The sequence below is a fragment of the Paenibacillus alginolyticus DSM 5050 = NBRC 15375 genome, from assembly GCF_000422905.1.
Taxonomy (GTDB): domain Bacteria; phylum Bacillota; class Bacilli; order Paenibacillales; family NBRC-103111; genus Paenibacillus_E; species Paenibacillus_E alginolyticus.
Genome location: NZ_AUGY01000004.1, coordinates 191,322 through 204,324 on the forward strand (window position 1 = coordinate 191,322; position 13,003 = coordinate 204,324).

Consider the following 13,003-nt stretch of genomic DNA (forward strand, 5'->3'; position numbering starts at 1 on the left):
ATGCTTAAGACAAGTTCAACTAAATCTCACAAATGGATGGCCCTGGTATTAGCAATGCTAATGATTTACACACCAGTTCTATCGATCCCATCCAAAACTTTTGCAGCAACTGCAACAAGCTACTACGTTGATGGTACTAATGGTAATGATGCCAACAACGGTTTGACAATTGGAGCCGCTTTCAAGACCATCCAGGCTGCTGCAACTGTTGCTCAATCAGGAGAAACTGTATATGTACGTGCAGGTGTGTACAGAGAAACGGTTACTCCAGCTAATTCCGGTGTTACGATTAAAAACTACAATAGTGAAAGCGTAACTGTATCAGGTGCTGACTTGATTACAGGTTGGACATTAGATACTACATTGGTTACCGGAAAAAATATCTATGTCGCAGATATGAACTGGGATATTTACAACGGCGACGGAAATATTGTTTTCGCTGATGGCGTCCTGATGAAGGAAGCAACATTTCCGAATATTGCAGTTGCAGATCTTTTGGACAAAACTAAATATAATACTGTGAAAACATTCACTTTTGGGGCAACGTCTTCTATCGTTGACGTACCAGGATTAGGCACTAATTTTCCTGCTAATACATTAAATAGCGGTATGCTTTGGGTTCGAACTGGGAATGGTTATGGCAGCTACACAGCAGCCATTACAGGAAATCCTACTACCTCAACCATCAATATTAATTGGCCGATCCTATCTGCAGGTTACAATCCTGACAATACTTCATATTATTATATTACAAGAAATAAGGCCGTATTAGATGTTGAAACAGAATGGTACAAGGATGTAGCGAATGGAAAATTATATTTCATTGCTCCTGGTAACGTAGATCCAAGTACAATTATGGTTGAAGCTAAAAAGAGAGAATATGCATTTGACTTAACAGGAAAGACCAATATAACCATTGATGGAATTAAGATAAGAGCTGCAAATCTTAACTTTGTTAATTCCAGCTATAATATGGTGAAAAATACTTTGGTTGATGCTCCAGACTATAACTTACCTGCTGGAATGGCTAACCTTAATGGTTTAACATTAGGTTTGAATTTGAATGGCGATCACAATACGATACGGGACAGCGAAATTAGAAATATGTATGGTCCCGGGATTCTGGTTGATGGACATGATAATAGTATCATTAACAATTACATTCACAATGTCGATTTCCTACATAGTTATGCAGATGCTGTAAAACTAAATGGATATAACCATCTTGTCAGCCATAATACCCTTACGATGTCAGGTCGTGGGCTTGTAGGCGGCTCTTTTTCCAGATCAGTTATTGAGTATAACGATAAAGCCAAGGTATGAAGCTATCTAAAGATGGTGGAGCATTCTATGTTGTGAATGTGGACATGGAAAACACGGAAATACACCATAACGTAGTTCATGATATCATAGGTGCCGGAGGGTCCCACGGTATTTATCCGGATAACTCGGTGCATAACGCTATTTTTTATAACAACATTACTTATAATACAAGTGCTAATGGAATGCTGATAAATGTTCCTAATGAATACCAATTATTTTATAACAATTCAATCCAAGGCCCTATAGGCCAGTTCTGCAATAACTTTGATGTCTGTGATTCAATAGGTTCGAAATTTACTAACAACATAGTAAGTGGTGCATTTGGAGGCGGAGCAAATAATAATGATATGACGAAAGACAAAAATATCATTAGTGCTGGTACTACACATTGGACGGCTCCTTATAGTGTAACTAATTCAACACCAACACTTCCTTCAGCGTATACCTTGAAGAGTACTTCTACAGGCTTAGATCAAGGTGCAGTAATTCCAGGAATAACTGATGGTTATGTTGGAAATAAACCTGATATAGGTGCAGTGGAAACTGGAGCAGCTCCATGGAAAGTGGGGCATGACTTTGCTAATCCTCCAAATCCTACTTTTTATCTAAATCCAAATATTCCATATAAAAACCAGATGAAAAATGCGGGCTTTGAAAGAGGAAATTTTGAAGAGTGGACAATTACTGCAGGAACTCCGTCACTATTTAAACAGGCCGCTTGGGATTATAAAGCGTCAAGCATGGTTAGATTTCAGAATAATGCTGTTCGGCTTAAAGCTGGAGACACCATACAACAGACGGTAAACGGTCTTAAACCTAATACGACCTATACATTAAATGCTTGGGGGATCATACAGGGAACGGTATTTCAAGCAGAAGACTATAATGCTAGCGCAGGAACATTCAGCCAAACCCCTTTCAGAGGAGAAAACTGTCTATGTGGTAACACTGCAGGCGCATGGGTTAAATATAACAGTATCGACTTTGGAACAGGTTTATATAACAGCATCAACTTCGGTGCAGTAAGCAGAGTGACCGGCGGTAAGATCGATGTTAAACTTGACAATCCTACAAATCCGTCGATTGCCACTTATACTATAAATTCAACTAATGACGTAATCAACAATGGCGCTTGGAATTACAATAAAACAGATACACCTATAACAACATCAGTTACAGGGGTACACGATGTTTACTTGGTATTCTCAAATGCAAACGAAATCTACCTGGATAACTTCAGATTGTCCAATACTACGGCTAATGTGGATCAAGCGATATTAGGAGTTAAAGATTATGGAGGTACTGAGACTACTACAACGATAACGGATAAGACGTTCAACAGCACAACAAAGGCGAAGAGCATTGAGTTTACTACAGGACCTACTAATACAAGCGCTACCATATATGCAAGCAAGCCAAACGGTAATTACTTTGCTTTTGTAGATGGTTTCGGGGTTGCTGAGGAAGTTCCGGTTCCGGCTCCATTCTCTGGTTCTTATAATGGAACAGTAGCTAATTTCACTTGGCCAGCTGTTTCTAATGCCGTAAGCTACGATGTGTACCGTTCAGACTTCAAAGATGGTCCTCATAATACACCCTTCACATACAAAGTGAATTGGAGTAAAGAAGAGAGCGGATCCGTTAATGTAGGTCAAATCAACATGAGTATACATACCGGTACTCATATTGATGCACCTTTTCATTTTGATAATGAGGGCAAAAGAGTAATTGAATTGGATCTTGATTTATATATCGGAAGTGCCCGTGTCGTCTATTTGCCAAACTATACATCCATCGGAGTGGGTGAATTGTCCGGTATCGATCTAAATGGGATTACCCGTCTGATCATTCGTACAGATGCATGGAAGGATCAACGGACGTTTCCACAAACAATTCCTCATCTCAAACCCGAATTAGCGGCTTATCTTTCGGAATTCGGTGTTCGTCTGATTGGCCTTGATTTGCCGTCCGTAGATCCACTAGATAGTAAAGAACTATTAGCCCATCATGAACTTGCCGTTCATGGCATTCATATCTTGGAAGGGCTTGTTTTAGACGATGTATTACCAGGTGATTATGAATTAGCAGCTCTCCCGCTGCCATTGGTTGAAGCAGATGGAAGTCCGGTACGTGCCGTGTTGAAAAAACTCCCTTAATTATAACGGATGGAAGCCAATATTGATTATGATAACTTTGAAAGCATACATTACAAACGGTTGGGAAGCCATGTGAGTGGTTACCCAATTTTTTTCTATTTTTCATGCTGATTGTAATTGCTTTTGCTTACTTATCAAGGAATACGATTCCCATCTGATGGTGAGGGGCCTGTCAGAGAAACTTCTGTTAATCCTTTTTACAATGATGCTACGACAGTAACGAATGAAGAATTCAAGAGATTTGTTGAGGATACAGGCTTCCAATGGCGTTTACTCTTAGGGTGAGCGTGCGATCGATCGGATGCTGCAAAGAATCGTTTCCAGTAAATGGGGAACGATTCTTCGCGGCATGTCTATCGAGTTTTACAAAATATCTTTCGAAAGTCGCTTGGTCTCACACCGGTTTTACTATGGAACAAGTTCGAAAAATAATGCGAATCGACATATCCAAGCTTATAACCAATGTCGCTTATAGTTAGCTGTGTGTCGAGCAGCATCCGTTTAGCGGATTCTATCTTTTTAGAGATGACATAGTTATAGATGGTAGTTCCGACTTCTCTTTTAAATAAGCGATTCATTTGCTTATTGGAAATGCCAATATGTGAAGCGAGCTGAGTCGAGTCGAAAGGATGAAGGATACTGTTATCCACAAATTGTTTTATCGCTTGAACCGTTGATGTTAAAGCATCCCCTCTTTTACGCAAAGTTTCGGAGAGGCTGACGATGATTCGCATAAGGATGACCTGAAACTCGGATTGCATTTCCTCAACTGACTTTTCCTTAGCGCTTTCAATAGCCTCTTTAAACAAAGATTCCAACCCGCTATCCTGAGTTACGACTCGGGGAAGTAGTTGATAAGCCTCTAGCATCTTCAGAATCCAGTTTCCGCTAATGTTTAGCCATATATAGCTCCATTGCTCCTCGTGATCTAGGTCTGAGGCAACTTCATGGCAGCAGCCTGCAGGAAGGATGAACACGTCTCCCTGACGCGCAATATATGTTTGGGGACCGACCTTTATACATCCTTGCCCTGAGAGTACAAAACCGAAAACGGTAATTTTCGCAAGTTTTCGAATATTGCAGTAATCCGTTTCGCAGTAATTAATCCCTAAGAACTGCACGCTCAGAGGAGGAGGCTCTCCTAACGGAGGCAGGTGATATACAGGCCCATACTTGCCGGGGTTATTCAATATCGTCATGCATGCCAGACTCGAGGCATAGCCATAGACTCTTTGCCTAGCTCCGCCCAAATGTATTTCAACATAAGCTCCGATTTTAAGGATTGGTACTCAGGATTATCCCATAAATTGCGGATTTCGCCCGGATCCTCTTGTAAATCAAAGATTTCACCATAAGTTTGGTTATAGTACACGGTAATTTTATACCTTTCACCAACATAAGTTTTTTGATGAATTGTCGTTGGAGTATGACGAAACTCGCAGATGGCATGATCCCTGACTTGGCTCTTCTGACCGAACCATACTTGTGACTGATCTAAACCTGTCATGTGGTGGGGAATCGAAATGCCGCATAGAGATAAAAAGGTAGGGGCCAAATCTACCAATGACTGAATGGCAGGCGAGGTAACCCCAACAGGAACTTTACCAGGATACCGGACGATAAATGGAATTTTGATAAGGTCTTCATAATGAAAGCCCCCTTTGGCTTGAAGGCCATGTTGACCAAAGAAGTGCCCATGGTCTGTTGTAAATACTACGATTGTATTGTCTGCAAGCCCCAGCTCATCAAGCTTGTTTAAAATATTTCCTATATATTTGTCCATAAGACTGATCATGCCATAGTAGGTTGCTACCAGTTGTTGGCGGTCATGCTCGGAATATAACGCCGAATGGGAATGATAGCCATGTACCCCAAACTCGCCTTCCTTCCAGGGCTCATAATCCGGATGCTCCATTTGTGTTAACTGAAAATGAGGGGGATTATGAACATGCTCGCCTGGAGTAATAACAGGAATGGTCAACTGATTCGGGTCATACATCGTATCCCAAGGTTCAGGAACCAAATAATCCGGGTGAGGATCAAAGAAGCTGGACCAGAGGAAGAAGCTTTGATCTTCTTCTTTATATTGCTCCAGAAGAGCGTTAGTCCTTTCTGCAATCCAGGTATTGTAGTGATATTTTTCCGGAATAGGCCATTTATGGAGAATGGAACGATCCATCGTACCTGTTGGCGGCAGGAAATAGTCACGCCAGTTCAAACAGCCCTTTTCTTCCATCCAAAGTGCGTAATGTTGGCCGACATGCGACTCATTCGTATGATTACGTGCTAACTCTACATGATCAAAGCCGTAGAAAGGTCCGTTATTTTCCTTCCAATAATCTAGATCCTGTAAGATCGGATAAGCCTCGAGAGATGGATATTGCTCAGTAGATGCTAACGGCTGAAAATGAGCTTTGCCTACGAGAGCAGAATTGTAACCGGCTTCACGAAAATCTTCGCCGACCGTATGAACATTTTCCAACAGCTTCGTGCCGAGTGTCCATGCTCCGTGCTGACTTGGGTACATACCGGTAATGATGGAAGCTCTAGTCGGGGTACAAGTGGGGTTCGGACAATACGAGCGGGTAAATGTAGTTCCTTCCTTCACCAGACGATCTAGATTCGGTGTCTTAATTTCTGAATTAAAAGCACCCAGCGTATTCCAATGCTGCTGATCACTGGTAATTAACAAAATATTAGGTTTCTTCATCCGATAATTCCTCCAAGAAATTTATTTCTATTTTAAGAATAAGGTCCCTGAGGTAGATTGGAAATATCACAATTTCGGATTCGTTTAACATTTTGTTAGGTTTAAGCCATCTTGAGTTGAAAGAATAATAGGAATATGATGAAGGGGAAGTGCTTGAGTTATAACCAAGTTTTGAGGTGAAAAAACACAATGCAGGAATTTGCCCACGAATATGCACAACAGCTTTATTTGAACCCGAATGAGTTTGTAAAAATGAGCGGTTTGTGGTGTCTCCGCCTTGGGCATAACATAGCCAAACCAACCTATCAGGTTGGGCCTAAAAGAATCGAATGCTACAGCCTTCATTTTGTGGTTGAAGGTCAATTGCTGCTTCAATATGAAGACCGGGAAGTGATTCTCCAGCCTGGTGATATTTGCTGTTTCTTCCCGAATGAATCGTATTCATACCGCATCTACGAACCGGAAAAGACCTTAAAGCTTATCTGGATTGCTTTTCAAGGACCCCAGGCTGCGCCGCTGCTGCAATCGCTAGGACTAACTCAGGTCACCCCCATTCTGCGTGCAAGATGCAGCAAGGAAATCTGGAATAAACTATATGCATTACTTCATAATATCTCGGATCAACCAGATGGAGTCCAAGATATCGGCTTTTCATTAGAACTGCAGGAAAAGCTATATGCTATCTTTGCCATGCTTATGAAAGAGGGAATGACTCTTAACGATGACAAAGGCAACGTGGCAGACATACCATGGCTGCAGCGTTCACTTGATTTTATTCAATTGCACTATATGGAAGGAATCAGCATCAAGGAGGTTGCTGAAGCGGCGGGGGTACACAGATCTTACTTCTCGGATATCTTCAAGAAAATGATAGGCGTATCACCTAACCGCTATTTGCACCGGCTCAAAATGGAAAAGGCTGCTGAGATAATCTCATTAAGGGATCGGAATATAACAGAGGTCGCTTATACTGTAGGCTATCCGAGTCTATACTCGTTCTCACGAGCATATCGCAATTATTATGGCCATTCTCCAGGCAGCAAGCCGTGATGGAAATGTCCCTTTTCCTCACTTGACGCACCACTTTCTCTATTAAGAGTTTGTACAAAGCACGATATACTTATCATAAAAACAGAACCGACTCCGACTCCTGAATGTACATTCTCAAATCGTTATATGGAAGGAAGAATAAAATGAAGAGTGAATTTATCATGCAGCCTCCGCATCCTGAAACGGAATGGTCCGCATGTACGGGCTATTCTGAATCGGCAGTATTAATAGAACGAATTTTGGATGTCTCCCTAAAAGATACCAGTATTTGCACAGGGCCGGATCATATGTACTATTTGACCGGAACGACAAATGGCTCAAACTTGCAGGTATGGACATCCGCAGACTTAAAGTCATGGACGGGGCCAGCCACAGTGTGGAGCTTGGAGCAAGAGGGGACGTGGCAAAAGGATAGCGAGGGCTCCTCTGGTATTTGTGCGCCGGAAATCCACTATGTAAAAGGAACGTTTTGGATCACATACGGGTTGAATCAAGGGGGAACCGGCTTGCTCAGATGCTCTTCCGCCTCCGTCATGGGCCCTTACCAGGATATGGGGAAGATGACTGCTGACGGGCAGGATGCATCGTTATTCGAGGATGAAGACGGGGCTGTGTATTGGGTTTACAGCAATGGCAAGATTGCTCGGATGAATGAGGATATGACCGGTCTTGAGGAAGTACCCCGAATGGTAGAAGTGCAGCCTTGGAAGGTCGCGGGGCGGGAGGATCATCCATCGTACATACGGAATCTGCAGGTAGGAACATACGGGGCTTTTTTATACAAGCGGGATGGGTATTACTATATGTTCTGTGCAGATGCGCTCGAGAGGATGGGCAGCGATGCCGTAGATACCTTTGTAGCGGTGAGCCAATCGATCTATGGTCCATACAGCAGGCGGTATCTGGCACTTCCCCATGGCGGACAAATCTCCTTATTTACCGGGCTGGACAATCAGCTATATGCATCCTTTACGGGCTGTGGCAGCTACTCACCGGTTGAGCATTATCCTTCCGTTGTACCCATGTTATTTGCAGGCCAGGGATTCATTAGACCAATTGAAACTGCGGTGCTTGAGAAGGGTGCTGTGGGAAGTCTTAAACCCGTCGCGGACTTCCTGATTCGGGATCCTCATATTAGCACTGGACCGGATGGGATGTATTATTTGACGGGGACTTCAGACAAGCCTCATCGAAATTTTTGGGACCGGAATAACCAGCTTCACTTGTGGAGCTCAAAAGATCTGAAGGAATGGAACCATGTGGCGAAAGTATGGGATTTATCCGAGAATGGTACTTGGGAGAACAACATTTATGAGAATCCTTGTCTCTGGGCACCGGAGATGATCTATTTGTACGGAACATTCTGGATTACTTATTCACTAAAAGGCGGAGGCACTGGGTTGATTAAAAGTGTATCTGGACATGCAGAAGGACCGTATATCGATATGGGTCGCATGACGAATACGGATATTGACTCCAGCCTGTTCCAAGATGACGATAGTCAAGTGTATTTTGTTTGGCAGGACGGTAAAATTGCCAGGATGAAGAAGGATATGACAGGGTTTGCGGAGGACCCCCGCAAGTTGCTGTGCTCGGGTGGACATCGCGTTGGCTATGAGGGTGCTTTCATTGTGAAGTACAAAGGGAAGTACATTCTTGGTGCGGCGGAGTGGAATGGCGATAAAAGAGTGGACGGTACGTATGATTTGATGTATGCCGTTGCTGAAGATTTGTACGGCCCTTATACCCCAAGACGGTTGGCGGTACCCCATGGCGGTCACGGAACGATGTTTATCGATCATGATGGAAGACTCATGTCTACATTTTTTGGTAATGATCGAACTGCTCCATTCCGGACCCGTGTGGGAATTGTTCTGCTGGGGGCCGAAGAGGATGGAGAGGGGCTATGCATAGAGCCTAGTTGTGAGTAATATAAAAACATGAATTAAGCTCCTGATCGGGCTGGATTCATGTTTTTTTCTACTATTCGTGAAATGGAAAGGAGCTGCCAGTCCATGAAGTTTTTCTCCGTGAAAAAGTTGGTTTCACCTACGGTAAGCATCCAGGGGAAAATCTTTGTCGCATTCAGTCTGGTTACTCTGATTGGAATCGTTGCTGTGACAAGTATTGTTTATTTGTACATGAGAGAACGGTGAAGAATAATGCGATTACTTCCGTTACGGAAAGCATACGCCAGGCGGACGAATCCTTAAATCTCCGATTGGAGGAAGTTAGTCGATTAAATACGGTGGTCGCTACCAATAAAACGGTGCTGGATACGCTGGTTAGCAAGACGGAGGAACCAAGCTACGAGTGGTTCCAGGAGCAAAAGCGGATCGAGGAGTTTTTATCCGCTTTGATTGCCTACAAGCCATACATTTCACGCGTTGCCGTCATAGGGTTGAACGAAAAGGTGTTTTTTGTCGGATCCCCATGGCTCGACAAGAACATATTATATACACCGATGATGGATTATTTACTTCAAAATGGCTCAGGGCATGCTTATTTTCATCAAACCGGTTTCAGTGACTCCATTGTGACCGGGCGCGAGCTCCGATTTAACCGTAATTTAATCGGTATGGTGATGTTCGATCTGAATGACGAGTTCATCAAGAAAATCTATGATGTCAAACCTACATCGGACAGTATGTTGTACGTAGTCGATAGGAATAACGAATTCATATATCAACCCCAAACAAGCGTCCTTGACAAAGAAACGATCATTGGGCTCAAACAGGAGCTGGCCGGTACAGACAGTTCGGTTGAAAGGGTTATCCACCAGAAATCTTACCTGGTAATCACGCGGAAATCGGATTATACAGGATGGTCCACGGTGGCACTCGTTCCGATGAAGTCACTTCTAACCGAAACGACGCGGATCCGCAAAGTATTAGCCACAGTAGCCATTATTGTGTTTATAATTATCGTCATCGGCACTTTACAGGTTTCCTCGAGAATTACAAGGAATATTCGAAGGCTGAGATCAATGATGATGCATGTCATGGAAGGCAATATGACGCTCCCAGCTGTCGAAATTCATTCTAAGGATGAAATAGGCCAGCTCTATCAAGTTTTCAAAAGCATGGTAGAGGAATTAAAGCGTTTACTTGAGGGAATCGTGACGACTGAGAAGGAGAAGCGTGAAGCGGAATTGGCTGTTTTGCAGGCTCAAATCCGCCCCCATTTTCTGTATAACACGCTGAATACGGTCAAGTATTTGGCCAAACTTAACGGGGTGCCGAATATTGTTGAGGTGTCGGAATCCTTAATAGAACTCATGCGCGGTGTATTGGGGAATACGAATGAATTTCTTTCCCTGCAAGAAGAACTGCAGTATGTCCGCAGCTACGTCAATATTGAAAAATACAAATATGTGGAACCCATTCATTTGAATATAGAAGTCGAAAATGAAGAGCTTTTACAGTTCAGCGTTTTAAAGTTAATGCTGCAGCCTCTTGTAGAAAATGCCATCATTCATGGACTATCCTCTTCGAAGCATGAGAGCCTGGTGTTGATTCGCATCTATGAGGAAAACAAAGAACTGAGAATTGAGGTCAGAGATAACGGTAAAGGCATGTCAAAGGAACAGATCGATGCGCTGTTTGAAGTGAATAAAGTCCAGACGAACACGCGCTTCAGCGGCATGGGAGTTCGCAATGTGCACGAACGCATCGTTCGATTGTTCGGGGAGCCATACGGCGTGTTTCTTTATAGTGAGCCAGAAACCTATACTACTGTGCAGATCAGATTTCCATTGCTGACGGGTACGGATCGCATGCATCAGGAGGGATGAAGAATGTTTCAGGTACTTTTGGTTGATGATGAGGCGTTGGCACGTAACGATGTGAAGAGTATGTTGGATTGGGAAAATCATGGGTTTACTTTATGCGGAGAAGCATATAACGGAGCTATGGCGCTTTCCATGATGGAGCAGCATACCCCGCATATCGCGATCTTGGATGTGAGCATGCCGTTAATGAACGGGGTCGAGCTGAGCCGTATGATCAGAGACCGATTTCCTAAGGTTAAAATGATCATGCTGAGCAGCTTTGACGATTACGATTATGTTCGGACCTGCCTCATGAACGGGGCTATGGATTATTTGCTTAAGCATCGCTTGACCGCGGAAGCTCTGCTGATGCTGTTGGATAAAGCGGTCCAGGAATTGCAGAGTGAAGAACGGGAGCATGAAGCACGAAGCGCTCAAACCAAAATGATCGAGCGTCTAAGTCCGGTTATGCTTCGCGAGCATGTGGCTAATTTGGCTAGAAATGTGCAAGATGCCGGGGAAGTGCTGCAGACTTATGCACGTGACAATGAACTATATTCCGGTTCCATCACTTATGGAACTGCAGCTGTACAAATTGTGCCTTTTCTGTTGTTGACGGAGTCCTATACCGATGTACAGAAAAACCGATTTGTACAGCAGGCCACGGAAGTCATGCAAATGGCAATTGGCGACATTCAGAAGCGGACGGTAGGCTATGTGGGGGAGGGACGCTTTATTGTTCTGTTTTCTTCGGAGGATCGAAGCGAACATACGGTTACAACCCAAATCAATCAAGCCATGAGCTCCCTTGCTCATTCGCTCGAGAAATTCCTTAACTTAAAATGCGTCTACGCGATGGGACCGCTATGCGGAAATTTGCGGCTGGTCAGCTCCAGTTGTTCCAAAGCAAACCAGGATATGAACGTCCAGTTCGATCAAATCTCGAACGTATCCATCTTGAAAGATTCTCTGTTTATGGAAGAACAGAAGCAATTGCTGCTTTTTCTGGAGCAGTTGGATGGGGAAAGAATGAACCAAATCATTTCAACCATTTTTGCTGTACTGCGGAGTCAGCCTGTCTACGCGATGACGGTGCAAATCATTGTAAGCGAAATGCTTCATCTTGTTGAAATGGCATGGAAGCGGCATTTTCCTCATGCATCTTTAGAAGATAACGGGCCCATCCCCTCAAGGAATGAACTTGGACGAATTGGAAGCGTTACCGAGTTAGAGAAATGGTTGTTAAACTACTATGCGCATATTGTTGAGGCCATCAAAGAACAACGTGCTGGAGGAGGATCCTATTCGCGCCACATATCGAAAGCCATACAGTATATTACAGATAACTATGCGTCAAACATTTCCTTGGACATTACGGCGAGCGTCCTTAATCTGAATCCTTCCTACTTAAGCAGATTGTTCAAAGAGGAAACGCAAATGACATTCACAGAGTATTTGAATCGAGTTCGCATAAAAACAAGCTGCATGCTCATGGAGTCCGGCACCTACACATTGAAACAGATCAGCAGCGAGGTTGGTTTTTTGAGTTATACGTACTTTTTTAAAGTGTTTAAAAGCATAACAGGTACGACACCTCAGGCGTATATGGATCATCTGAAACCGTCAAAAAAGTAGAATGGAAAGTCATAAATGTTGAATCATCCCAAACAAATAATTAACTATTTGATTATCCAGTTAGCTCAGGAATGTCTTTAAATACGAACTAATGTTTGGTATAATGAAATCAAACATATGTTCGGGAGTGATTTTTATGGCAAAGCAAGAATCGATGAATCTTATTCAATTTCAAAAGAAGTTTCAAACCGAGGAAGCTTGCCATCAGCATTTGTTCAAGATGAAGTGGCCTGAGGGATATCACTGTCCAAAATGTCAGCACCAGAAGGCTTACGAAATTAAGACTCGTAATTTACCTCTTTACGAGTGTACGAATTGCCAACACCAAACAACCGTGATCACCGGAACGATTTTCGAAAA

Annotated in this window: 11 protein-coding genes and 1 pseudogene; 10 read left to right on the forward strand and 2 right to left on the reverse strand. The window is 43.2% G+C overall.

All coding sequences use genetic code 11. The features are described from left to right. From G519_RS0102845 to G519_RS49870, 4 genes and pseudogenes are all read left to right on the forward strand, one after another. Positions 1 to 1,323 carry a right-handed parallel beta-helix repeat-containing protein gene (locus G519_RS0102845; RefSeq protein WP_029193388.1) on the forward strand — a complete coding sequence of 441 codons (1,323 nt, stop codon included), beginning with the start codon at positions 1 to 3 and terminating at the stop codon, positions 1,321 to 1,323. A gap of 740 nt (positions 1,324 to 2,063) precedes the next feature. Next, a pseudogene (locus tag G519_RS51915) lies at positions 2,064 to 2,555 on the forward strand (carbohydrate-binding protein); the annotation flags it as partial. Between the two features lie 324 nt (positions 2,556 to 2,879). Further along, positions 2,880 to 3,479: an arylformamidase gene (gene kynB / locus G519_RS51920; protein WP_029193389.1), complete on the forward strand. Its 600-nt coding sequence runs from the start codon at positions 2,880 to 2,882 to the stop codon at positions 3,477 to 3,479. A gap of 123 nt (positions 3,480 to 3,602) precedes the next feature. Next, complete coding sequence (locus G519_RS49870) at positions 3,603 to 3,764, forward strand: SUMF1/EgtB/PvdO family nonheme iron enzyme (RefSeq protein WP_244279987.1); 162 nt, start codon at positions 3,603 to 3,605, stop codon at positions 3,762 to 3,764. A 68-nt stretch (positions 3,765 to 3,832) separates the two neighbouring features. Here G519_RS49870 and G519_RS0102855 read toward each other — a convergent pair whose 3' ends face one another. Then, positions 3,833 to 4,678 (reverse strand): AraC family transcriptional regulator, encoded by an 846-nt coding sequence (locus G519_RS0102855; RefSeq protein WP_029193390.1) that lies wholly within the window; start codon positions 4,676 to 4,678, stop codon positions 3,833 to 3,835. Further along, on the reverse strand, positions 4,675 to 6,189 hold the full coding sequence (locus G519_RS0102860) for a sulfatase family protein (protein ID WP_029193391.1): 1,515 nt from the start codon (positions 6,187 to 6,189) through the stop codon (positions 4,675 to 4,677). Before G519_RS0102860 ends, G519_RS0102855 begins: the two co-directional genes overlap by 4 nt. Positions 6,190 to 6,378: 189 nt before the next feature. Here G519_RS0102860 and G519_RS0102865 point away from each other — a divergent pair, with 189 nt between their 5' ends. From G519_RS0102865 to G519_RS0102885, 6 genes are all read left to right on the forward strand, one after another. Next, positions 6,379 to 7,239 (forward strand): AraC family transcriptional regulator, encoded by an 861-nt coding sequence (locus G519_RS0102865; protein ID WP_029193392.1) that lies wholly within the window; start codon positions 6,379 to 6,381, stop codon positions 7,237 to 7,239. Between the two features lie 143 nt (positions 7,240 to 7,382). Further along, positions 7,383 to 9,170 carry a family 43 glycosylhydrolase gene (locus G519_RS0102870; RefSeq protein ID WP_029193393.1) on the forward strand — a complete coding sequence of 596 codons (1,788 nt, stop codon included), beginning with the start codon at positions 7,383 to 7,385 and terminating at the stop codon, positions 9,168 to 9,170. 84 nt (positions 9,171 to 9,254) lie between these two features. Then, complete coding sequence (locus tag G519_RS51925) at positions 9,255 to 9,395, forward strand: hypothetical protein (RefSeq protein ID WP_244279988.1); 141 nt, start codon at positions 9,255 to 9,257, stop codon at positions 9,393 to 9,395. After that, a complete protein-coding gene (locus G519_RS41515; RefSeq protein WP_244279989.1) occupies positions 9,392 to 11,032 on the forward strand; it encodes a cache domain-containing sensor histidine kinase in 1,641 nt (546 codons plus the stop codon). The genes G519_RS51925 and G519_RS41515 overlap by 4 nt, the downstream gene beginning before the upstream one ends. A 3-nt stretch (positions 11,033 to 11,035) precedes the next feature. Continuing rightward, positions 11,036 to 12,643: a response regulator transcription factor gene (locus G519_RS0102880; RefSeq protein ID WP_029193394.1), complete on the forward strand. Its 1,608-nt coding sequence runs from the start codon at positions 11,036 to 11,038 to the stop codon at positions 12,641 to 12,643. A 136-nt stretch (positions 12,644 to 12,779) separates the two neighbouring features. Then, positions 12,780 to 13,003, forward strand: a 224-nt coding sequence (locus G519_RS0102885) for a transposase (RefSeq protein ID WP_029193395.1), incomplete at its 3' end; no start/stop codon positions are given.